The sequence below is a fragment of the Paenibacillus sp. FSL H3-0321 genome (assembly GCF_038002865.1).
In the GTDB taxonomy this organism is placed as follows: domain Bacteria; phylum Bacillota; class Bacilli; order Paenibacillales; family Paenibacillaceae; genus Paenibacillus_AQ.
In genome coordinates, this window is the sequence record NZ_JBBODH010000001.1 from 3,904,526 (window position 1) to 3,927,641 (window position 23,116).

The 23,116-nt window shown below is 51.0% G+C and carries 23 protein-coding genes; 12 read left to right on the top strand and 11 right to left on the bottom strand.

All coding sequences use genetic code 11. From position 1 onward, the window contains the following. Positions 1 to 13 precede the first annotated feature (13 nt). The 3 genes from MHI45_RS17230 to MHI45_RS17240 form a co-directional block, all read right to left on the bottom strand. Positions 14 to 706 (bottom strand): DUF6033 family protein, encoded by a 693-nt coding sequence (locus tag MHI45_RS17230; RefSeq protein ID WP_340896025.1) that lies wholly within the window; start codon positions 704 to 706, stop codon positions 14 to 16. A 199-nt stretch (positions 707 to 905) separates the two neighbouring features. Further along, positions 906 to 2,894 (bottom strand): FAD-binding protein, encoded by a 1,989-nt coding sequence (locus MHI45_RS17235; RefSeq protein WP_340896023.1) that lies wholly within the window; start codon positions 2,892 to 2,894, stop codon positions 906 to 908. A 202-nt stretch (positions 2,895 to 3,096) separates the two neighbouring features. Beyond that, complete coding sequence (locus tag MHI45_RS17240) at positions 3,097 to 3,903, bottom strand: MerR family transcriptional regulator (RefSeq protein ID WP_340896022.1); 807 nt, start codon at positions 3,901 to 3,903, stop codon at positions 3,097 to 3,099. A 204-nt stretch (positions 3,904 to 4,107) separates the two neighbouring features. Here MHI45_RS17240 and MHI45_RS17245 point away from each other — a divergent pair, with 204 nt between their 5' ends. From MHI45_RS17245 to MHI45_RS17255, 3 genes are all read left to right on the top strand, one after another. Next, positions 4,108 to 5,196, top strand: coding sequence for a UvrB/UvrC motif-containing protein (locus MHI45_RS17245; protein ID WP_340896021.1), 1,089 nt, complete (start codon positions 4,108 to 4,110; stop codon positions 5,194 to 5,196). 112 nt (positions 5,197 to 5,308) lie between these two features. Further along, entirely contained in the window at positions 5,309 to 5,899 is a 591-nt protein-coding gene (locus MHI45_RS17250; protein ID WP_340896020.1) for a hypothetical protein, read from the top strand. Between the two features lie 91 nt (positions 5,900 to 5,990). Next, a complete protein-coding gene (locus MHI45_RS17255) occupies positions 5,991 to 6,662 on the top strand; it encodes a hypothetical protein (protein ID WP_340896019.1) in 672 nt (223 codons plus the stop codon). A 160-nt stretch (positions 6,663 to 6,822) separates the two neighbouring features. Here MHI45_RS17255 and MHI45_RS17260 read toward each other — a convergent pair whose 3' ends face one another. Continuing rightward, on the bottom strand, positions 6,823 to 7,689 hold the full coding sequence (locus MHI45_RS17260) for an SDR family oxidoreductase (protein WP_341119236.1): 867 nt from the start codon (positions 7,687 to 7,689) through the stop codon (positions 6,823 to 6,825). Between the two features lie 271 nt (positions 7,690 to 7,960). On the opposite strand from MHI45_RS17260, the gene MHI45_RS17265 reads away from it, so the two are divergent. Next, positions 7,961 to 8,509, top strand: a complete 549-nt coding sequence (locus tag MHI45_RS17265; RefSeq protein WP_076113525.1) for a hypothetical protein — start codon at positions 7,961 to 7,963, stop codon at positions 8,507 to 8,509. A 69-nt stretch (positions 8,510 to 8,578) separates the two neighbouring features. On the opposite strand, the gene MHI45_RS17270 is transcribed toward MHI45_RS17265, so the two are convergent. Continuing rightward, positions 8,579 to 9,166 carry an NAD(P)H-dependent oxidoreductase gene (locus MHI45_RS17270; RefSeq protein WP_038597923.1) on the bottom strand — a complete coding sequence of 196 codons (588 nt, stop codon included), beginning with the start codon at positions 9,164 to 9,166 and terminating at the stop codon, positions 8,579 to 8,581. A gap of 120 nt (positions 9,167 to 9,286) precedes the next feature. On the opposite strand from MHI45_RS17270, the gene MHI45_RS17275 reads away from it, so the two are divergent. From MHI45_RS17275 to nudK, 4 genes are all read left to right on the top strand, one after another. Then, entirely contained in the window at positions 9,287 to 9,715 is a 429-nt protein-coding gene (locus tag MHI45_RS17275) for a MarR family winged helix-turn-helix transcriptional regulator (protein ID WP_076113526.1), read from the top strand. A gap of 95 nt (positions 9,716 to 9,810) precedes the next feature. Next, the gene (locus MHI45_RS17280) at positions 9,811 to 10,857 is read left to right on the top strand and encodes a stalk domain-containing protein (protein ID WP_076113527.1); all 1,047 of its coding nucleotides are present in this window, start codon (positions 9,811 to 9,813) and stop codon (positions 10,855 to 10,857) included. 593 nt (positions 10,858 to 11,450) lie between these two features. Further along, entirely contained in the window at positions 11,451 to 12,659 is a 1,209-nt protein-coding gene (locus MHI45_RS17285; RefSeq protein ID WP_076113528.1) for a MerR family transcriptional regulator, read from the top strand. A 39-nt stretch (positions 12,660 to 12,698) separates the two neighbouring features. After that, a complete protein-coding gene (nudK, locus tag MHI45_RS17290) occupies positions 12,699 to 13,661 on the top strand; it encodes a GDP-mannose pyrophosphatase NudK (protein ID WP_076113529.1) in 963 nt (320 codons plus the stop codon). Positions 13,662 to 13,680: 19 nt separating this feature from the next. Here the strand turns inward: nudK and MHI45_RS17295 are convergent, their stop codons facing one another. Beyond that, positions 13,681 to 14,499 (bottom strand): methyl-accepting chemotaxis protein, encoded by an 819-nt coding sequence (locus MHI45_RS17295; protein WP_076113530.1) that lies wholly within the window; start codon positions 14,497 to 14,499, stop codon positions 13,681 to 13,683. Between the two features lie 254 nt (positions 14,500 to 14,753). On the opposite strand from MHI45_RS17295, the gene MHI45_RS17300 reads away from it, so the two are divergent. Next, the gene (locus tag MHI45_RS17300) at positions 14,754 to 14,918 is read left to right on the top strand and encodes a hypothetical protein (RefSeq protein WP_179091845.1); all 165 of its coding nucleotides are present in this window, start codon (positions 14,754 to 14,756) and stop codon (positions 14,916 to 14,918) included. Between the two features lie 75 nt (positions 14,919 to 14,993). Here the strand turns inward: MHI45_RS17300 and MHI45_RS17305 are convergent, their stop codons facing one another. Beyond that, positions 14,994 to 15,752 carry a MerR family transcriptional regulator gene (locus MHI45_RS17305; RefSeq protein WP_076113531.1) on the bottom strand — a complete coding sequence of 253 codons (759 nt, stop codon included), beginning with the start codon at positions 15,750 to 15,752 and terminating at the stop codon, positions 14,994 to 14,996. Positions 15,753 to 15,977: 225 nt separating this feature from the next. Between MHI45_RS17305 and MHI45_RS17310 the strand changes: the two genes are divergently transcribed. Both MHI45_RS17310 and MHI45_RS17315 read left to right on the top strand, forming a co-directional pair. Beyond that, positions 15,978 to 16,838 carry an alpha/beta fold hydrolase gene (locus MHI45_RS17310; protein ID WP_076113532.1) on the top strand — a complete coding sequence of 287 codons (861 nt, stop codon included), beginning with the start codon at positions 15,978 to 15,980 and terminating at the stop codon, positions 16,836 to 16,838. Positions 16,839 to 16,939: 101 nt separating this feature from the next. After that, positions 16,940 to 17,836, top strand: a complete 897-nt coding sequence (locus MHI45_RS17315) for a diacylglycerol/lipid kinase family protein (protein WP_076113533.1) — start codon at positions 16,940 to 16,942, stop codon at positions 17,834 to 17,836. A gap of 35 nt (positions 17,837 to 17,871) precedes the next feature. On the opposite strand, the gene MHI45_RS17320 is transcribed toward MHI45_RS17315, so the two are convergent. Beyond that, a complete protein-coding gene (locus MHI45_RS17320) occupies positions 17,872 to 18,414 on the bottom strand; it encodes a hypothetical protein (protein WP_076113534.1) in 543 nt (180 codons plus the stop codon). Between the two features lie 96 nt (positions 18,415 to 18,510). Between MHI45_RS17320 and MHI45_RS17325 the strand changes: the two genes are divergently transcribed. Beyond that, positions 18,511 to 19,425 (top strand): phosphatidate cytidylyltransferase, encoded by a 915-nt coding sequence (locus MHI45_RS17325; protein WP_038601130.1) that lies wholly within the window; start codon positions 18,511 to 18,513, stop codon positions 19,423 to 19,425. A 68-nt stretch (positions 19,426 to 19,493) separates the two neighbouring features. On the opposite strand, the gene MHI45_RS17330 is transcribed toward MHI45_RS17325, so the two are convergent. Genes MHI45_RS17330 through MHI45_RS17340 form a run of 3 tightly spaced genes read right to left on the bottom strand, consistent with a single transcriptional unit; the run spans position 19,494 to position 23,101 of the window. After that, positions 19,494 to 21,659, bottom strand: a complete 2,166-nt coding sequence (locus MHI45_RS17330; RefSeq protein WP_076113535.1) for a carbohydrate-binding domain-containing protein — start codon at positions 21,657 to 21,659, stop codon at positions 19,494 to 19,496. A 22-nt stretch (positions 21,660 to 21,681) separates the two neighbouring features. Then, a complete protein-coding gene (locus MHI45_RS17335) occupies positions 21,682 to 22,365 on the bottom strand; it encodes a DUF4956 domain-containing protein (protein ID WP_076113536.1) in 684 nt (227 codons plus the stop codon). Then, entirely contained in the window at positions 22,358 to 23,101 is a 744-nt protein-coding gene (locus tag MHI45_RS17340) for a polyphosphate polymerase domain-containing protein (RefSeq protein WP_076113537.1), read from the bottom strand. Before MHI45_RS17340 ends, MHI45_RS17335 begins: the two co-directional genes overlap by 8 nt. Positions 23,102 to 23,116 lie beyond the last annotated feature (15 nt).

Sequence of the window (23,116 nt, forward strand, 5' to 3'; positions counted from 1 at the left end):
GGCTATTGTTCTACTACACCTTGTCTGACTTGCTGTTTCTGATCAGCAATCTTAGCTTTAGCAAATCCCTGGAGGACAAAGCTCTGATGGCAGCAGGAAGCGCCGGCTCCCCTGGCTGGGTAACAGGCTGCTTCCCGCAACCCTCCGCCATGACCAATTCGGTTTCATTCCGCGCTACTGCAGCAATATGTGCCTGCTCCGCTTTTTCCTTCAGCTTATCTGCCTCGATTCGTCTGCCTTTCTCCACTTCCCCGGGAGAAGCTACTGATGCAGACCAAACCGTATATGTACCATCTTTGTGTATAATCAGACTGTGCCCTGTCACCGTGACCCCATGCATCTCTTCCATCTGGGCCAGACTCTTCAAATCTTCATGGATATAGCTATCAATATAACCGTAAACCCTTTTCTTTATGGAAGGGTCCTTGCTCATTAGATGCAGAATGTTCGGTGCCACCACCACTTCCTGCAGGCTGCCGCTTGTACCTCGCTTGGTAATGTCCTTATCATCTGCCGGAATGGTTTCGATACTGACTGTAAAGTCGTAAATATCCCTAATCTTCTGCGCCTGTTCCTCAGTCATAGCCGTAACTGAAGCCAAGGTTTCAGAGAAGCCAAGGGAGGGCGCTGCTGCGGTATCCCTGATCTTGGACTGCGGCGGTCTTTTTATTGAGCTTCGCTGAACTCTGGATATTGAAATGTTCATTCAGCATTCCTCCTTCCTGCATAAACAATGCACTATACCCTATTTATCGGCGCATAAGAAAGAGTTATTAAACCGTGCAAGCTCCGCGCAAAATCTAAAAGAATCCCCAACAGTCCAGTCGTAACTGCGCTGAATCCGCAAAAAAAAACCACCCCGGCGGTTAGCCGAAATGGTTAATTCAGAAAAGTATTGTGGAAACTCATTTCCCCAAGGCGCTGCTGGCAGCATCTTCACCGCCAAGACGGCCGGAAGTGAATGAATAGCCGATGCCGACACCGTTACCCACATAGGTATCGTTGAACAACACGCCTTCCGACTCCAGTCCGACAGCGTACAGACCTTTAACAGGCACACGTTTGTCGTTCAACACCTGGAATTGGGTATTGACGAGCAATCCGCCGACAGAGCCCAAGTTGTTGATCTCGGCAATAACGGCATAGTACGGACCGCTTTCTCCCATAGGAAGCAGATAGTCCTTCGCTTTGCCGAATTCAGTATCCACGCCTGTCTTGGTCGCTTCCTGGTATTTGCTGAAGGCATCTGCGAATACAGCCGCGTCCATTCCGGAATTTTTAGCCAACTCTTCAATAGTGCTGCCTTTATAGCCATCTCCATTCTCTACCATGGAGTCAAAGACTTTGTCCGCATCCTTCCAAGGGTTCTCCAGCGTGAACTGCTTCGCAAATGTTGCGTAGAATTCCGGCGGCATTCCCGGCAGACTAGGTGCTTTTACACCATTCATCCCTTTAGCCTTCAAAGCGTCGATCTGTGACTTGGAGACAATCACATAATGATAAGCGCCGTTAAATGCACTCGTATTGGCAGCTGCCACTGCGGTAAGCGTAGCCGCTTCGTCTCTGAATCTCGCCCCGGACGAGCCTACATTCATGAAGTTCGGCAGGTAGGAGAGCATCAGCGGATAGCTGGCCTCAAACGGCTCATATTGTGTCTTCAGCTTCTCTGTTGCTCTGGCCAGCGTCTGGTGCAGCATTTGTCCGCCGAAGTTATCAGGAACCTTGGCCCCGGCAGCCCAGGACATTTCCAGGCCTTCGCCGATATTCTGGCCGAGTCCGCCGTTTACGCCCTCAAACCCGAAGGCTTCCTTAACCATTTCCTTGTTGGCGGCATAACCGCCGGTGGCCATCACAATGCTTTTTCCGGTAATCTCCAGCGTTGTACCGTCTGCCTTCTCGGCTACTACACCGGTCACTTCTCCATTACTGCCTGTAATCAGCTTCTTGGCCGTAGTTTCTGTGATCACCTGTCCGCCTTTTTTCTCCACCGATTCTGCGAGCATAGCCCGGAGCAGGTCCTGGCGGGTCTCGTAGGCCGGAAGCATATGCAGCTGTTCACCTGCGAAATTGATAAAGGTGGTTTTGTAGCCTTTTTGATTCAGCCAATCATAGGTATCCCCGGACTTCGTCACATACTGGCGGATGGCCGCCGCGTCCACACGCCAATGGTTATTGACGATCCAGTCGGAAATTTCTTTCTCCACACTGATCTTAAGCCCGCTGCTGACGGCAGCCGAAGAATTGTAAAATTTACCCGCCCAGGATAAATTGCTCGCTCCGCCGATCGTTGCCGTCTTCTCGATAATAATGACCTTTGCACCTTTATCCGCTGCGGATACCGCCGCAGACACGCCAGAGGCTCCCGCGCCCACAACGACAACATCGGCGGCCAGCTGTTCTGTTTTGCCTTCGCCGGCTTTGGCCACAGTTCTGGATTTGAAGGCTTCCACATTTCCGCCTGCCTGCTTCAGCGCATCCTCAACAGCGGTCAGAATCGCTGTGCTGGATTCGGAAGCGCCGCTGACGGCATCAATGGCCAAGGTTTGGCCGGCTATGATTTCTTCCTTCACTTTATTGATAGCTTCAACGCCGATGCCTGCCGTCTCATTCTGGCTTACGACCTGAATGTCCGTAATCTTTTGAGCTGCGTCCAGTGTAACTTCCACCTGAACCTTGCCGTCTTTGCCATCAGCTTCCGCCTTGTACGTTCCCGCTTTGAAAGAAGCCGGGATTTCATTCGAATCGGCTGTTGGCTGCGTCGCTTCAGGTGATGCAGACGGCTGCTCCGAAGCGGCCGGCTCACTCGAATTGCCGCTGCAGCCTCCGATAATCGACAGGATCATAACCAGGCACAGCGATAACATGAACATTTTGGTGATGGATAACTTGCGCATTGCTTATTTGCCCCCAGTATAGTTTAGTGGCCGTCCTTATTTCTCTCTTCTCGGACCGCCCATGCGTATGTCCAGAGTGTAAACCTTGGTGCAGCACCAAGGTCAATGAATTATATGTGAAACTTTTCTCAAAGTGGGGGGATAGAACGGGCAACCCTCTGCTTTTTGACGCAGCAGTCAGGTTGTCATCCAATGGGCAGGTTTAGATAGGAATATTAATCTCCAGATAGGTTTTGTTCGTTCCGCTCCTTCGTTCCGTAAACAGAATTTTTCCGATAATATCACCCGTGATAGCATAGCGGTGCTCTTCGGCATAATCCAGCATGAATTGAAAAGCACTCCGCTCGATGTACTCTTCACAAGAGGTAGCAATCACCGAAGATATGCAGGTCGCCGGCTGAAGATATTCAACACTTTCATTCAGGCCGACCTCAAGCTTCTCCTGATCGTCCTCCAGCAAAGCCAAGCCCCAGCTGTAATCCAGCTCCGCGCTCCCGTAGATATTCTCCGTATTTTCAATCCGGAAGGAATAGAACGTAAAGGGCAGCAGCTCCATCCAGGCTTGGACCGTTCTTTTCAGGCAATCCTTCTGCAGCAAATGATTTTTGTTCGTCTGTTGGATTCTGTATATTCCCGGAAGATGCTTGATCCGGCACTTATAGAAAGAATGGCCGATCACCTTCAGTTCCTTATGGATCTCATTGATCTTGTTCAGCAGCATCGTGCTGCGCCTGATTTCCGCCTCCAATTGCAGCTGCGCGGCGGCGATCGACTCCACTACCTGCTCCGAAGGCGCATCATTAATCAGCTCGGCGACATCCTGAAGCGGAATCTGCATACTGCGGTACCACCGGCTGGACAACAGATTCCGGGCATCCAAATCATCGAAATAACGGTAGTTGTTATGATGATCCTTCATTGGTCTGACAATATCATGCTTCTCATACAGCCGCAGCGTATCAGCCGTTATCCCCAGAATGGATGCGAACTCCCCGATTGAATATTTCATGAAATCCCCCCAGTTTTGTCGAAATTTATATTTTATATCCTTAATGATAAGGGGTTTTGACGGGAGCCTTTGTGGGTTATATCACATCGCCATATTTCTCACACGCAGAGCGGAACATCGGACTTTTCCAGTCGCCGCCGCCAATAGCATCGTTTATACTAGAATCTACTAGAGAACGCAATCAGCGGAGGAGATTTCATGCCTATGAATCTAACAGAAAAGGTGGCAGCCCTCCCTTTATCGCCCGGAGTCTATCTGATGAAGGACAGCCTCGGCCATATCATCTATGTCGGCAAAGCCAAGCAGTTGAGGAAAAGGGTGCAGTCCTACTTCTACAATTCCAAGGGGCATTCGCCCAAGGTAAACCGGCTGGTCAGCAACATCAGGGATCTTGAATATAGGGTGACCGATACGGAATTTGAAGCCTTTATGCTGGAGTGCCAGCTCATTAAGGAAATTAAGCCGATGTACAATAAAAAAATGAAAAATCCGCTCGCCTACACCTATATCACCATTCGCAATGATACCGCCTACCGGCAGCTCGAAGTGGGCTATGATCCAGGAGAGGCTGAGAACAGCCTATCCTTTGGTCCCTTTACCAGCAGAAGCACGGTGGAACGGGCGGTGCAAGGCATTAAGGAATGTCAGAAGATCCTCTGCAGCAGTCCGCATGCCAAACGAACGCTCTGTCTCAACCATTCTCTGGGCCTATGTATCGGGATGTGTGGAGGCGGAGAAGCGCTGGAGAAATACAATGGCATTATCGACCGGATCATCGCCCTGCTGAATGGAGAGGACACGGCTATCCTTGAGGATCTGGAGCGGCGAATGGATGAGGCGGCCGAGAGATATGATTTCGAGACGGCGGCCAAATATCGCGACTATGTCGGAGCTGTCCAGTCCCTGCTGCAGAAGGAGAAGGTTACCCGCTTCACGTCAGAGAATCAGAACATCGTCGTTCTGGAACCGGTAAACGAACAACTTCTAAAGCTTATTCTGATTAAAGGCAGCCGCATTCTCTTCCGGGCCAAGCTGGAAACCGGACATCCGGATATGGCGCAGCTGCAGGCCGGCATCCAATCCGCTATTGCCGAGACCTTCACCCAGTTGACACCGGAACCGCCGGAAGCGGTCAACCGCCATAAAATTGACGAAGCTCAAATCATCTACAGCTATTTAAAAAGCAATTCCGGCAGCTACATCCTTCTTCCCCAGGAGTTGCTTCATCCAGAGCATCAATCGTCTCTTCGCGGGGCAGTGCGTGAGCTGCTGGAGAATTATTTCGGGCTGTAACAAAAACGGCTGAATGTAATCGTCGGAGTGCATATCGAGATTCGTACGATTTCAGCAGTTACGTCCTCGCCAAAATGGGAAATCTTAAATTCAATCTATAGGAGGAAAACAATTGAATCTCAAAAGAACTTATACCTTACTAGCAGCAACTCTTCTACTTCTTCTACTGGCAGGATGCAGCAGCGGCAATGCCGAACCCGTCACTATGGAGCCGGATACTTTCTCCAAGCAGGACATGGCCATCTACAAGGCGGTTAACAGCAAGGAACGCGTCAGCTACGGCATGAGCCGCAAGAATGCGGAGAAGGTGCTGGGGACCGGAAATAAAGGGATTCCGAATTCGTATACATATGATCCTGGAGTGAGCGTGATCTACAGGGATGATAAGGTCGTATCCATAGCGCTGCGGAAAGAATCTCAAGGGGTATATAGAACTGCCCGGGGAGCTGAAGCCGGCATGAGCCATGCGGGTATTAAAAAGTTATATGGAGAGAAATACGCGATAGAGAATGCTGAGAATTATATGGATTATTACTACGATACAGAAACACGTCAACTTGTGAAAAGTTCTGTACAGGAGTTGAATTCGCTCTCGGGGGAAGCGCTCAGAGGCATACATATGATTTCAACAGTCTATGATGAGGAAGGAAAGGCCACGATAATCATACTGATGGATATGCAGGCAGCCACTACTATGAAATAGTTCCTTGAGAAGGAATACACAGATACAGAAACTAACAATTATTATAATAACTTCCGATTAAATAATGTATTACATTATTTAGGAGGTTGGTATGAGCGATTTTTTCCAGGATTTTAAGCTGTTCGAGAGCAATGCGGAAGAATTTCATATTTTGACACCAGAGTACATCTATTCAGAGATTGGGAAAGAGCATGAAGCACTTGTCGTCCAAGCACTTGCGAGAGGAGAGGATTTTCCGGCAGAAGTCCGTCATGGAAAAATATTTTCAATCGGGGATATTGAATCCGTGTCCTCGAACAAAAAGGGAATGTTTACGAATATTGTAACTAGATCTAGTTTCGGAAAAACAGAGACTGACTTTATCGTAATTACGGATCCCGACATTCGCGAAGATTTCATCAGGTTATTACACATACATATGGGTAGTGAATATAAATTTAACAAAAAGCAGCTAACAAGCGTCACAGCTTCCTTAAAGCCCTTATTTTATGTGCTAATAATTCTGGGGGTAGGGGCTGTTATGACTCAACTTTCAATCAATGCTCAAACTGAACCTATTGAGGAAGGTCGCATTTTGAAAGCTAGGGTTCGTGTTCTTTATTATTTACTGGGCCTGATTAACCCCGTCTGGGTAATGGTTTTTACCGGGATTGCCTTGTTCATTGCACTTGTAATCGTCATTCGCAGAATTGCAAATCCGCCACATATTATCCAAATCAAGCCTGCTAAAAGAAGGGTAGCTTATTTGGCCAGATTTCGATGAACTGTTGAGTTAACTAACTATGCAGGTATACGGCATGGCATTGCAGCCCTGTATTCAAAAAAGAGTCTGCCCTCCGGTTATGACCGGCGAGGGCAGACTCTTCTTATATTCAGCCAGCCTGATCATTGACAGGCTGGCTTTGTGCGGTTCAGGCCAGTGTTTACGCCTTCGCACCGTTCAACATTTCACTTACGCCTTCGCTAAGCGTCGTGAGCGGACGCTGCAGCAGCTTCCCGAAATCGTCGCTCTCGATGTCCAAAGCACCTTCGCGGATCGCGGCTTGAATCGCGACCACAATCGGGAGCGCTGCTTCCGGCACGCCCGCTCCGGCCATAACACTGGAGTAGGTGGCATCATCCACCTGCTGCACAGCAACGTCCTTGCCCAGCACGCTGCCGACTGTTGCAGCCAGCTCTGCCTGGGTTGCCGGCTTGCCGGACAATTCGTACACGGCGTTCTCTGTACCTTCGCCAGCCAAAACAACGGCTGCTGCCTCTGCATAGTCGCGGCGGGTAGCCCAGCCAACCTTGCCTTCGCCGGCCGAGGTCAGCCAAGGGGCTCCGGCTTGAACGGCTTGAATGGAGCCGATCTCATTCTCCAGATACCAGTTGTTGCGCAGGAAGGCATAAGGAATGCCTGACTCAATAATGAATTGTTCCGTTGCACGGTGCACCGGAGCGAGGAACAGGGTACTATTGTCGGCATGGCCAACGCTGGTGTACACGATGTAACCTACACCTGCCCGCACAGCGGCATCAACTGCTGCCTTGTGCTGGCGGATCCGGGTATCATTGTCGCCGTCTGCTGATACGATCAGCAGACGGTCCACACCGGCAAACGCCGCATCCAGCGTCTCGGGCTGGTCGAAATCACCATGACGGACGTCGACTCCACGAGCGCGCAGGCTCTCAGCCTTCTCCGGGTTTCTTACACTGGCTACAATCTTCTCAGCCGGTACGGATTTCAGCAAGGTTTCTGCCACGATCGAACCAAATTGTCCTGTTGCTCCTGTTAATGCGATTGTCATGTCAATTCCTCCATTTGGATATATTTATTTGAATGCCATACTGTATTTCATGCTGTGTTGAAGTTCCATTGATCCTGTAACCATTGTAGTTACATGTAGGCGAAATGTCAAATATATTGTTTCCAACCTTTATTATTTGCAAAAAAAAGGGAACTACTCCGCTTTTATAGCGTCTGTATAAATAAATACCGAAGACTAATGCTTTCGAAGTGAGTTTTGTACGAAGCCGATTCAAGGATGTTATGCTCACAAAACTTATAGGAGGTTATTCATGAACAAGCTGATTGTTTATTCGTTGGCTGGAATCTTAACAATTGGAATTATGGCATCTTGTGGAGATAAATCCGGCACAAATGCTGCATCGCCAGCGGTGAATGCTGAAACTGAGATTTCGGCATCCCCTCAGGCAACGGCTCAACCAACCGCACAAGCGACTGATCAGCCCGCAACTACCCCTCAGCCCAGTCAGGGGACTTTTACTACAGGTGTGTTTCTAGATTTAGATACGATCGAAGATCCCTTATTTAACAAGGAGATTAAGAATCTATTGAATACAACATTGGAAGCCTTGGCTAATAAAAAGGAGGAGGCCTTCCGCAGCGTGTTCAAAGACAGTCAGTCCGCGGATGCATTTATGTATTTGTTCGGGAGAGATTATTACTTTGATACCATAGGTACCGTTGAGCAAGATAAAGAAGGAAGAGTAATCGTAGAAATTAGAGGGAAAGTTAAAGACGGCGGTGAAATAAAAGAGCCTAATTCGTTCTACTATTTCATGAAGGACGCGGACAATCACTGGAGTTTGCGGGCGATTGATTAATCGCCCGGCTCCCGTGCCCGCCAAATGACCGGCGGGCACGGGGAGTAATCTTTTAGAACGGAGAGCGGATTATGCACTGACCGTTTTGAAATAGCGGTACACCTGCTGAAGCTTCTTCGCGTGCTTGCCCCGCGGGCTCTCCATGCTGCCGAACTCGAAGAATTTCACCTTGCGGATACCCACGTAGTTAAACAGCGCTTTACGCATCAGGGCTTTGTGCGAATTATTCAGCCACAGCAGCGGATAATGCGCCGGACCTTTCATGCTGGATACACATACCACCGATTTCCCCTTCAGCAGCCCTTCCGGCAGAAGCCCGCCCTTATCCTTGTATGCAAATCCCGAAGCAAACATCTGATCAATATAGCCCATGAGCATTGCGGGAGGCCGTCCCCACCAGATCGGGTAGACCAGCACGATTTGGTCCGCCCAGATCAGCTGTTCCCTATACTTCGCCAATGCCGGATCACTGTGCATATCCCTCCTGCGTTTGTGCTCATTAAAGACCAGCACCGGGTCAAAACCCTCCTCATATAAATCCAGCACCTTAATTTCCTTGATCTTGCCATTCTCCTTGCTCCCCCGGATCACTTCCTGCAAAAAAGCATAGCTGAGGCTCTTGTGATTCGGATGTGTATAAATAACCAGTGTGTTCATATACGCTGCCCCTTTACTTATCATTTGATAACAAAAGGGTAACACATCCTGATTTTAGTTGTCAAATGATAATTGTATATTGATAATTATTTTGCTATGGTGTCATGTAGAGGTGATCCTATGGACCAGAATAATTTATTCCAGAAATTCGTGACTTTCACCACCGCTGTCCATCAAATAACAAGCGATATTTCCAAAGACGTGAAATCCGAGGCGCTAACGCCTGTTCAGTATAAAATTCTTGAATACATTGCCGTCAGCCAGCCCGTCACGCTCAGCGAAATTAGCGAATGCATGCATATGTCCATGCCCAACACGAGCCGTGAGCTGAAGAAATTAAGCGAAAAACATCTATGTCACAAAATCACCGATCCCGCCGACCGGCGCAAGCAGGGCATCACCCTCTCTCCTGAAGGCGAAACCATGATGAACGAGGCCTTCCTGCACATCGCCGTCCGGTTTGCTGACCGCCTCGCACATGTTACAGCAGAGGAACGCAAAGAGATCGAGCACGCGCTCGATCTGCTGCAGGAGAAAGTATTTTATTGAGCGGAAGTTTCGTTACCAACATTTAACACAAAACCATTTCGGCTTGTCATCGTCCAACTGTATAGAATCAAATCTATCAGTAAGGTGATGAATACATGACGAAAAGCAGAACTGTACTATTCTCTTTATTGGGCCTGTCCCTCTTCTACTCGGCTTCTGCTCATGCAGACACGGTGACCCAGACGCAAATCACGCCGAAGAAGATCTCCATCTATTTGGATGACAGGCAGCTCCAAGCCGAGGTTCCGCCGGTCAGCCTACGTGGCGCTGTGCTGGTTCCAATGCGCGGACTGTTCGAAGAACAAGGGGCTAAGCTGAATTGGAATAACACGGCAAAGATCGTTACTGCCACCAAGGGTGACAAGAAGCTAACCTACCGCATCGGGGATACCACCGCCCAGTTGAACGGGCAATCGCTCCAGCTGGATGTTCCCGGTCAAATTACAGATGGCTACACTTTGATTCCACTGCGCTTCGTCAGCGAAGCCCTCGGAAGCAGCGTAACATGGGAGCCGGTTACCCAGTCAGTGCGGATCTTTTCTCCAATAACCTATGAGACCTCCATCCTCTGGGGTGTCAACTTGCGGAGTGCCCCGGACGCCCAAAGCGGCTCCGTCCAGTCAGAAATGCTGCCCAGCGGTGCGAAGGTTCATGTGATCCGTGAGGTTAACGCTTTATGGCTGGAAGTGCGGACCGGAGACAACCAAAGAGGGTACATATCGGCGAAACCGAAATACAGCGATTATACCAGTGCTTCTCTGCTGGATAAGCAGGCCGATGCGCTGATATCTTACGGAAAGACCTATCTAGGCACCCCGTATGAATTCGGGGCTTCTCCGGATCAGACGAAAACCTTTGACTGCTCTTCGTTTGTGAAGCGATTATTCGGGGACACCCTGTCCATTGAGCTTCCGCGCGTATCCTACGACCAGGCCAAAGAGGGCAAGAAAGTCGGCATCGACTCCTTGCGTAAAGGTGATTTGCTGTTCTTCAGCGCACGCGGCCTCGATATCGGCCATGTGGCCATCTATGCCGGAAACAATCAGATTTTGCATACCTATTCCAAAGACCTGAATGTTCACGTTGAAGCCTTTGACGGCCAGTGGAGAAAACGGTTTGTAACTGCCCGCAGAATTCTATAGAACAATTAACAACCCCTCCAAGGCGCATGAATTAGATCCTTACGCGCCCTTTGAGGGGTTGTTGTCTTTCCGGCCGTTCGCAGCACTAAGCGAACAAAGCCCCCTAAGGGGCGAATAAGCTGGTTCGCGTTCACTTGAGATCACGCCAGCGGGACCTCTATTATCATTCAACCACTTATTATCCTCTAGCCCGCATATGGTGAACTCAAGTGCATCTACCTCTCATTCCGCCAACTGGCCCGCATACGGCCAATTCATGTGCATCTTTACCCTTCATTCCGCTTTAGCAACTTGTAGCGGATGTAAGGTTACTTTTCGTGCAGTATTCCTCACAGGTTCACCATAACGCGAGCAGAAAGACAACGCGCCTACGTATCACCAAGTTTATCTACAACCTTTCAGATTGCACAATTTATACAACAAAAAGCGCCTTTACAGAAGCTTTACAGCTGCTAAATCAAGACTGTGGGTGGCACCATTCCAGCCATTTTCTTCATTCCAAATGAATTTATCTCTTGCAGGTGACGTTGCGTCACCCGTTATACTTGAAGTAATGATTGTTATTCAGCCGCAAAGTTGAGGTGATAGACAGGATGCACAAAGGCTTAACCACCGGACAAATCTCCCGGATAACCGGCGTGACCGTCAGGGCGCTGCGGTATTATGACCGGATCGGACTGCTGAAGCCCTCCCATTTCGAAGGAGATACCCGCCTGTATAACGAGGAGGATATCGCCAGGCTCCAGAAGCTCTCGGTGCTTAAATTCATTGGGCTTTCCCTGGAAGAAATGAGCACCGTGATGGAGATCGGCAGCGGAAGTGATCTGCGCAGCGCTCTACAGCTCCAGAAGCAGCTTATCCGCCAGAAAATACATCATATGGAGAGCGTGGTCCAGGCCATCGACGCCTCCATGGACTATATGGAGCAACAAGAGCAGGCAGCGGACTGGGAAGAGCTGGCCCGGATCATCCACATGCTCCGCACGGAAAGGGATTGGGGCCGGCAGTATCAGAATGCCGCCCGGCTGCAGGCGCGAACCCGGCTGTATGATGAGTTCAGTACGAATCCGCAAGGGTGGCACAGCTGGTTCTTTGAATACATGCTGGAGGCAACACAGGAACTGCGTTCATCCTCTACCCGTCCTTTGCGGGTGCTGGATATCGGCTGCGGCGATGCGGCTCTTTGGGTTCGAAACCGGGAGCGGATTCCGCCCCGCATGGAGATCTCGCTTGCTGATGCCTCCCCGGGGATGCTGGAAGCTGCGCGCAGCGCACTTGGGGCAGCTGCCGGAAAATTTCAGTTCCGCCAGGCCGATGTTATGGCCATGCCTTTTGCGGATAACGAATTTCAGATCGTGATTGCCAATCACATGCTGTACCATGTGGAGCAATTGACGCCGGCATTTGCGGAAATTTCCAGAGTGCTTAGCCCCCGGGGAAGCTTCTTCGCCTCCACGATGAGCAGCCGGCACTTGCGGGAGATGGAAGAACTCGCCCGCGAATTCGATCCAGCCCTCCGGGTACTGGATGACACGCTGGAACAATTCAACCTGGATAATGGCGCAGAGCTATTGCAGCCCTGGTTCCCGGCTGCACGGGTTGAACGTTATCCTGATTCTCTTGTTGTGACGGAAACCGGTCCGCTGATCAGCTATATGACCTCTACGCCCATGAATGCGGGCAAGGTGCTGAAGGGTGAGACATTGGAACAATTTATGGCTTTTGTAGAGCGTAAGATGGCGGACCAGGGAAGCCTGGTGATTGCCAAGGATATGGGCGTGTTTACATGCCGCAAACTATGACGGAGCGGCTGGATCCAACAAAAAAAGGAGGCTTCACCTATGAACCCTAACGTGCGAATCAAGCAAATTGACCTGCTATCAGATAACTGGTATACATTGAAGAAATACACCCTGGATTACCGTAGCGGCGACGGCACCTGGGAAGAGCAGCAGCGCGAGGCTTATGACCGCGGCAACGGCGCGGCCATTCTGCTCTACAACCGCAAGAAGCAGACGGTTGTCCTGACCCGGCAATTCCGTCTGCCTACCTATATTAACGGTAATGCATCCGGCATGCTGATCGAAGCCTGCGCCGGACTGCTGGATCAGGACAGCCCGGAAGAATGCATCCAGCGCGAAGCCGAGGAGGAAACCGGATACCGCCTGTCGGAGGTGCACAGCATCGGCGGAGTGTATATGTCACCGGGCTCGGTAACGGAGATGCTGCATTTATTCGTCGCGGAATATTCCGACGAGATGAAGACGGGGCGGGGCGGCGGACTGGATGAGGAACAGGAGAACATCGAAGTGCTGGAACTTCCTTTTGCCAAAGCGATGGAGCTGGTGGAGAGCGGTGAGATCAGGGATGCCAAGACCATTCTTTTGCTGCAGCATGCGAAGCTTCACCGGCTGGTCGAACCGGAGGAGCCGAAACCTCTGCACATCCTCATTGCCGGTCCCTATCGCTCGGGAACCGGAGACGATCCGGCATTAATTGCAGCTAATCTGCAAGCCATGAATGAAGCTGCCTTGCTGGTGTACAGGCTCGGCCATCTGCCGGTGCTGGGCGAGTGGTATGCATTGCCGCTGATGGAGGCGGCAGGCTCAACAGCCATCGGCGACGAGGTGTTCAATGAGATGTTCCACCCTTCCTCCGTGCGGCTGCTCGGCCATTGCGATGCCGTCCTGCGGATTGGCGGGCCTTCCCAAGGCGCTGATGAAATGGTGCTGATTGCCAAGGAGAGCGGGAAAAGAATCCTGTATGGGTTAGAGAATGCGATCACTTCCTTAAGCCATATGTAAGATGCTGTCCCCCTAAAGCCTACAGTTTCTTGGCGAACTCATTCAGCTTCTCGGACATTCCCTGAATCTCATCAATGAACGCGGACATCTGCTCGGAGGACTCCGCCTGCTCCTGAATAATTGAGGCAATTCGTTCAATGGAAGTTCCCATTTGCGACGTTGCCTCTTTGAACGACAGCAATGTGCCTTGAATCCGTTTGGTAGAATTCACGGTTTCATTCGACAGCTTGCGAATTTCACCCGCGACAACACCGAATCCTCTGCCTTTATCTCCGGCATGGGCGGCTTCGATAGCCGCATTAATGCCGAGCAGGTTCGTCTGGCTGGCAACATTCTTGATAATGGAGACCACCTGATCAGTCTCGTTCACCTGCTCCCCGGTGCGGAGTGCAAGCCCCAGCAGCTTTTGGGTGAAACCCGCCAGCTCATTGGAACTTTCCGCTACCTCACTAAGCCTTGCGGCGGCCTGGGTGAGCGAGCTTGAGATTTGATCCGATATCTTTCTCAGCTCACTCTGACGCCTCAGCTGCACGGCTATCCCCCCGATGACCTGTCCCTCCCGGTCATGAAGCGGCGTAGCCGTCCCCGTGAACTCAAACCCGTAAAACTCCGCAGGCACCTCGGCTCTCAGCGGGATATTGCTCTGAATAACCCCCGTCAGCGGCTCTTCCGGATGCAAAGATTGCCCTACTTTAATATTCAGATTAATATCCTCCCCCGGCCAATAAGCAATGAATTTCTCCAGATCGCATATTGCGATAGACAGGTCCGCCGGAACGGCCGCTTTGAGCACCGGAATTAACGCTACAATATTCTCAAGTGAATCCACCTTATTCATTTTCTATATCCCCCTAATTGCTAGACCCGGGCTCAATACAAATACTGCTCCCAAGCTTTATTCATCCTTACTTTTAATATATCGAATTTTCATTAGTTTTTTTTTAATTATTAAGCTCTACCGATCCCAATCATGTGTACAAGAATGAAAGACATCATGCTTGATAAGCTGCTCCGGGTTTAAGAAAAAAAATAATGTGGTAATAATTGAGAGGCTGATTAGACCGTGAAATGATACGAGGAGGGACTACGAACATGAAAGAGACGAATTCATCAGGTGCTCTTCCTGATAATGAGTTACACCCGTCCGGCCTTGCTGCGCAAGCGGTAAATGCCATCGAGGATCTGTCCGGCGTCCATCCCGGTTACCGCCGCACCGCCTATGCTGATTCCCTTCAGAGACGCAGCAGGGAATTATAAATCTGTGCCCTCTACAACAAAGCACAAAGAAGCGTCAGAGACACCCTTTGGGGCTTCGGCGCTTCTATTTATTCCTTAATGATCTTTATTGTAAGTTGGCCTGGTCAGCGTGAGCGAAACCTCGCTCCCGTCCATGAATCCGGCCTCTACACATAACTCCACCAGTTTATGCACTCCGTTATATTGCTGACGGTTGCGCCGGTCAATTTTGACCATTGCTTCCACTGTAACCTCCTTCAGCTTCTCCACACTGTTCTGCTCCAGGGCTTGCACCAGCTCTTTCATCTTATCCAAATAATACACCGTGGTTCTAAGCGTTCGAATCAGCATGATTTGCCTTGCGTGTACCGGAGTGTACAGGCGGTAGCCGTTCTCCGGATTTCTCTCCGGGGACAGCAGACCTTCCTTCTCCCAATGCCGGATGGCGGAGGTCTGCACATTCGTGATAGCCGCCACTTCTCCGATGCTCATCTTATGCTTCATTCCTTTGCCCATAACCGGATGGAGTCCGGGATCCTGCAGCAAAGCAAGCGTTCTGCCCGCGGTGACTTTCTCTTCCTGCAACCGGGCCTGCTCGGCGCTTACCAGCCATAAGGCAGTGTCCAGCTCCCCTTTCTGAATATGGCGAAGCACCTCATAGGTCAGCGGGTAGCCAAAGCCGGGAACCATGGACCGAAGACAACGGAAATACGCCATATGCAGCCCGGTGTACAACCGGTAGCCGTTCGGAGCCCGTTCCGGTGGCGGAACCACGCCCCAAGCCTCGTAATGTCTTAATGCACTGGTGCTGATGCCAAGCGCCTTGGCAATTTCAGCCGGTTTGTAAATAACCATCTGCCGTTCACCTCTCTGCATACCTGATAATTGTAACAGTAGCAAAACACTCCTGTGATGGCAAACCTTCAATCATAACCTTAAAGTGCTCTGATAGCCTTCGGGAATAATTTAACCTATGGGGGCAAGGGGCCTTCTGCTAAAGCTTCTCTCTTGCATCAATGTTGTATATTGGTTGGTGTAATAGATTATGCAGTAACAAATAGCTGAAATGGAGGGCTGATCATGCTTACAGCAAAATTGCATGATGGAAGTGAAATTGAGGTCGTAATTACGGGTGAAGGACCGAACCTGCTGCTGCCGGTTAATCCGTATCCTGTTGTAGGTCCCCAGGCAGCGAAAATGCTCAAATGGGGGGCCGATCCGGCATTGGGACGTTCACTGATCGACGCGCTCAGCAGCGGTAAATACCGGGTTATTGCCTTTGACTATGAAGGGCATGTCCAGAGCAAGCCGAAGCCGGATACGCTGACACCCGCCAACATTGCCAAGGACTTTCTGTCCATTGCCGATGCTGCGCAAGCGCCGCATTTCGCCTATTACGGCTACTCTTGGCTGGCGCTTAGCGGACTGCAGCTGGCTCTTCGTACAGACCGCATCACCGCGCTTGTCATGGGAGGGTTCCCTCCCATCGGCGGACCCTACAAGGAGATGCTACGGGTAACGAAGGCTACGCATGAGCTGTCTCAAGCCTCACATCAGCATCCGGCCCCTTCGCCGGAGAGCCAGAGCGAAACCTGGGATGACTTCGACTGGTCCACGGTGGAAGTCACCCTGACCGAAGCCCAGACGCGGCAATTCGTCACGTTGTATAAGGCACTGCAGCCATTCGATGACCGTGCCGCGCAAATCGCGCTCAGCTGTCCCCGGATGTGCTTTGCGGGTGCTGCCGATACTATTGATTATGATGAACGCTGGGGAGGTGTGAGGGTCGACATCGCCGGGCCTTTTCTCCGGGAGCGTGAAGAACTCGAAGCGCTGGGCTGGAAGGTATCGGTGCTGCCGGAGCTCGACCATACCGGGGCCATGCAGGCGTCACACGTCCTGTCCATCCTGCTTCCCTGGCTTAACTCCAAGCTGCTGTAGCCATGCGGAAATAAATGATTTGAGCGTAGGATCAAAGCCGGTATTTTCGGGTAAAGGTATGCAACGAATCCTATATCAGCTGGACAGAAAGGATGTTGTGCATGCAGCAGGCTATGATTATCATTAATCCCTCCTCCGGCAAGGAGGACGCGCTCGAATATATTAGTCAGGCAGAAGAAATTCTACAGAATAACGGATACATGGTTACGGTCAATGAGACGGCAAAAGAAGGCGACGCTACACGCTTCTGCATTACTGCATGCCGGGAAGGTTATGAGCTGGTCGTTTCCATCGGCGGCGACGGCACGCTCCATGAAGTCATTAACGGTATGATTGATCAGGAGCACCGCCCGCGGCTGGGTATAGTTCCGCTTGGAACGGTCAATGATTTTGCCCGCGCCTTGCAGGTTCCCCTGGATCCCGGACAGGCCATCGCTGCACTCACATCCTCCAGGATTCAACCAGTCGATGCCGGCCGCCTAAATGACCGGTTATTCGGAAACGTCGTCGCCGCCGGTTCACTCGCCGAAACGCTGTCAGGCGTATCGTCAGATGACAAATCAAGGCTGGGAGCCTTTGCCTATTTCAAGGAAGGCTTCAAAGAGCTTGCCGGAAGCGGCAACCCGGCTCATTCCTTGACCATCCAGTATGATGGCGGGATATGGGAAGGCGAATCTCCGCTGTTCGTCGCCGCACTTACCAACTCCGTAGGCGGATTCGAAAAGCTGGCGCCGGGTGCTCAAGTTGACGATGGCCTGCTTCACTGCTTTATCATCAAAGACCTCAATATCTTCAATACGCTTACAGTCAGCATCTCTTTGCTGCTGGGCAACCTGAAGGATCATAAGGATGTCATTTATTTCACGGCCAGCCATGTCACCGTAAGCTCGCCCGCCCCCGTCCGGACCAATGTGGATGGCGAAGAGGGCCCGGCTCTGCCGATCCGGTTAAGCACTCTTCCCCGTTATGTTCAGGTAATCGTGCCTGAAGAGGAGTAGCGGACACTCCCAGGGGAAATACCCTCTCCCCCTCCTCATACTCCAGGCTTATACTGGTTTAATTTCCCTTCGTAAATCAACTGCAGCCGGTCGCTCTGCCGAAAATCATCGGGCGTAACGAGCGCTGGAAGCTTGTTCCATAGCTTGATGCCGGAACGGTCCAGAATTTCCGCAACAAATTGTGAGCAAAAGTAGGAGTTGCTGAATTCGACCGGCTCCTTCAGCGCAATACCGATAACACCGAGGATATTATATAGATACTTCTGCTGGCTGCGGATAAAGATGTGCAGCACGCGTTTCATTTTCTCCACCTCGCGGTCCGTGACCTGAAGCTCGTAGATGACGCATGTTGTATTCGGATATTTGCTGAATGTGCCTGTCTGAATATCCTCCTTCACAAATCCGCCGTTCAGGGGATTGCTTGGATGTTTTCTCCCGAAGCTGTACATTTCCGAAAGCCCGCGGTCAAAAGCAATCGAGGCGTGATTATACGGCGCTTTCGTGTAGCCTTGAATGAGCTTCGTAAATAACGTGCCGGTATTCGTAAGCAGGATAAAGACCGATTGATTACCTGTCATTTACAAAATTTCCCCTTATCAAGTTTGGAAGTTTCCTTCATAATAACATATGATTCCTTTAATGGAATCCTACCCTGCGACAAGTTGGTGATAGCTATAGACCGCTCCTTATTAACATTAGTGCTTATTTTCGCTGCCCTTTCGGCCATCCATTTAATTTATGTTGTAGTGAGCAGACTCCAGAAGAACAAGGACTATACCGGCATCGGCTTCCGCATCAAAACCTGGTGGGGCATGCTCCTTATCTTCTGCCTGGCCACCTTGTTCAATCCGGTCGTCTCGCTGCTGTCGCTGATGGCGCTCACTTTCTTCGCCCTAAAGGAATATTTCTCGATGATCCGGACCCGAAAAGCCGACCGCCGGCTGTTCCTCTGGGCATACCTGGCGATTCCTTTGCAGTTCTATTGGATTTATATTGAGTGGTACGGGATGTTTATCGTCTTCATTCCCGTGTATGTATTTCTGCTCCTGCCGCTCCCGCGGCTGATCAACAAAGGCACGCTCGGCTTTCTGCGCAGCGTCAGTTCTACCCAATGGGGACTTATGCTGATGGTGTTCGGACTTAGCCATCTGGCCTACTTTCAATTTGCCACCCCGGAATACGGAGCCGGACTCGTCCTGTTCCTGGTCGTATTAACCCAGCTTAATGATGTCATACATTATCTGGCCTCGATCTATTTCGGCAAACACAAGGTGGTTCCGACCGCCAACCCCAACCTGACCTGGGAAGGGTTCATCTGCGCATTTGTGGTAACAACAGGGGTATCCTATCTGATCTATCCCTACCTGACGCCGCTTAACCCGACCTTCGGACTTTTGTCCGGCATGCTGATCAGTCTCAGCGGTTACTTCGGCAGCTTAACGGTTTCTGTGCTGAAACGGGATTTGCTGATCGGAGATGATGACAAGTTCGATGCGCTCAAAAAAAGCTATTTAAGCCGGGTCGACAGCCTGACTTACACCTCGCCGGTCTTCTTCCATGTCATCCGATATTTCTTCGATTTCATGTAGGGGGAACAGCAAGCAGCACGCCTCCGCTGACCGGAGACGTGCTGCTTGCTGCATTGTACTACCTGCTTTTACTGCTGAACTTCGCCCTCAGCTCCGGCCGGTGGAGTACCTCCTCCGCCAAATCCGCCTTCAGGTCTCGTTCCGCCGCCTCGGCCGCCACCCATGCCGCCGCCCATACCGCTCGTGGCAGTGGTTACTCCGGATTCATTCAACCAGGTTACGCTGCTGGAGATGTCGAAGGATACCACTTCGGTACCTCCGCTATAAGTGCCGTCAGTGTACAGGCCATCGACTGCCGTACCTGTCGAGCTTCCGCCGGTGGAGAGGGTATACGACCCGCCTTCTTTAAGATCCGGCGAGCTGATGACTACTGATCTGTAGCTCTTCGATGGAGCGAACGTAGCAATCGTATTGCCGTCGCTGTCCTGCAGATGAACCAGTTGGCTAGCCTCCTGCGAATCCGTGAACGTCATGGCGATCGAGTATTGGCTGGATGCATCACTTGGAGCCTGAAGCATACCCGCACTTCCCGCTACTACCAGATAACCGCCGGTGATCTCGAAGGTTCCGTCATAATCCAAAGAGCCATTGCCATCAGCAGTTGGACCATTGGTGATCACAGTACCTCCTGTCATCACGACCGATCCGTTCGAATCCAATCCGTCCCCTGCAGCATCAACGGTTAGTGTGCCTCCGCTAATCGTGAGCAGGTTGTTGCCGGAGCTGGTGAACTGATCCTGTCTCTGTGTTCCTTCCGCAGAATTATCGTCATTGCCTCCGGCAACATTCACACCGTCATCGGACGCAGTCACATCAATCTCACCGCCTGAAATGGTGATATTCGCACCTTCAATTCCTTCATAGCTCTTTGTAATATTAACGGTTCCACCCGACAGGCTTGTCAGGCTGTCCGCATGAATACCGTCATCTCCTGCAGCAATCTGGAGTTCTCCATCTGTGATGGAGACATTGCTGTTACTGTGCACCGCATCATCGGCGGAATCAATCGTGAAGCTTCCGCCGTTCACCGTAAGATCTCCTCCGGCTTTCAGCCCTTTAGCGCTCGTGGATTCGGTTTCTGTTGCAGCTGCCGTATCAGCGGATGCCGCTGACGTGTCACTCGTTGCAGTCGTTGCAGTAGTCGCAGCGGTTCTAGCGGTTGCAGCAGGTTCCGTTGCCTGATCTGCCGGTGCCTGACCCGAACCCGTACCGGCTGCGGGAGCCTGAGTACCTCTCATACCGCCACGGCCGCCGCCCATTCCCATGCCTCCTCCTTGGTCTCCTGTCTTCACTTCGGCGTTAGCATTGCCGCCGCCCGTCAGAAGGTTAAATGTCCCTCCATCAGCAACCAGCGTTGTCTCGGCCTGGATTCCGTCGTTGCCGGCCACAATATCAAACGTTCCGGCCGTAATGGCAATGAATCCTTTGTCGGCATCCTCATCGTTAGTGGATTTGATCCCGTCACCCTCGGCATTAATAGTAATCGTGCCGTCTTGAATGGCGATCAGATCTTTGCCGACAATTCCGTCATCGGCTGCCTGCACTTCAATCGTGCCCGACACAATCTTCAGGTCATCCTTGCTGGTGATTCCGTCCTTGTAGCTGGCGGTAACCGACAGCTTGCCTGTTCCGTTAATCGTCAGATCTGCCTTGCTGAAGATAGCCGCACTTGGCTCGTCGGTAGTGTCATCAGCCAAGATATAGGTCGTGCCGTCGGTAATCTTGTTATCCGTACCGTCCTGCAGGGTCATAATGACCTTGCCTGCTTCCTTAATGTAGACCGGTGCGCTGCTGCTGTTGTGAAGCGTAACGCCGTTCAGCACCAGATGAACACTTCCTTTATCCTGAACATCAATAATGATTTGCCCTTCATTCAGCGTTCCGCTGACAACATAAGTACCTGCCGCTGTAATGGTCACTATTCCCCCGGAGGCTGCTGCGCCTGAACCGCTAACGGTTGCGCCCGTTCCATTCAGCGCTATCGCGGTGGAGCTGTCCGCGCTCCATGCTATAGCGGTATCTTCTTCGTCAAAGGTAACCTGATCCGCTGCCTTGACACTTGCCAGCTGTACACTGGAAGCCGTTGTGCTCTGCGCGGATGCCGTCGTTACGGCTGCTGATGTTGCAGGGGTCGAGGCCGATTGTGTTGCGGAACTGGTTGTGCCGCAAGCGGACATTACAGCAGCGAGCAACAGCACCAGCCCTACTTTACTTCCCATGATAAATTTATTCATATCAATCAATCCCTTCATTCTTTTAGTATTCTGTGAGAGTCGGGCTCATCGTCAGTGACAGATCCAGGTTGCCGTTGCGGCAGCGGATTGCATCCAGCAGTTCCTTCTGGCTCGTGTGCTCATCAATCGTCACGGCGTAGACCAGTTCATATAAGCTGCCAAGCTCAGTGGTACGGATCTTTTTCAGTTCATAAGCGACATTGAATTTGGCAAAAACCTCTGCGAAAGCTTCCTCGTAACCCAGGTTCTCGGGAATGGTCACTTTCAGCGTTTTTTGCATTGTTTTTCTAACACCAAAACCTGTGCGGTTCAGGATAGACATAATAATGCAGAGAATAATGGTAAATAGTGCAGCGTAACCGAATGCGCCTACGCCGCAGGCAAGGCCGGAGGCCATGGTGAACAGGACAAAGGTGATATCCTTAGGATCACCTGGCGCGCTTCGGAAGCGGATGATCGAGAACGCCCCGGCCAAGCTGAAGGCTCTGGCGACATTGCTGCCGATCAGCAGGATGATGATAGCCACAATGACCGGCAACAGCACCATCGTGAGCGTGAAGCTTTGCGAATATCCCGTCGGGCTTGTTTTCATATAGGTCAGACTAATAATCGCGCCTAGGGCGATAGCGGTCAGGATGGTTAAAATGGCGTTTGTGAACGTTAATTCTGTACTCGTCAGAGCCGCCGAAAAGAGGTTATCAAGCATACAGGACACTCTCACTTTCTGTTTTACTGTTTCTCAGCATTTTTTTATATTCATTGCCGTATTTGGAGAAGCTCGTGCGGTACATTTGGTGCTCAGAGAGCATTTTGGAGAGCCAGACCGGGATCGTTTTTTCCGCCTTCACTTCCATCAGCCATTGGCCCGGTTCCATCAGCGGTTCGCCGTGAGTGCCATGCTCCATCTTGAGATCGTAACGCCGGCTGCGGATATTCGTGTCGAACGTGATGCGGAGATCGCGGTTATTTTTGCAGAACATCGCTTTGCGGTCATAGGACAGATACACCATGGGCTGCAGATCATATCGTGTCAGGAAGTATTTGATTTCCTCAATAACCTGCTTGTTCATGTAATCCTTGTATTCCGGTTCGACTCCTGTGCGGACAAAATCATATGCCTCGTGCAGTGTCAGCGAAGTTCTTCTTTTGTTGACCAGGCCGAACACCTTTTTCTTAATCTCCAGATACACCTTCGTCTCTCCACTTGGTATCCCGTAAGCTCTTAACCTAAGCTTTTCCTTGTATTTCGGTTTAGCCAGGCTGTTGCGGATCAGCGTATGGTGCGCCGTGTCATAATACAGATTGGTGATGGAGTAATATTCATGCTGCTTGTTGTAATCGTCAGGCTCCATATATTGAAGCAATTCATTGTAAAGGTGGAGGTAGGCTTCATTGTCGAACAAATACTTGTTCTCATATCGGTTGAAAACTTCGATCGCCATGGGGGTCAGATCCTT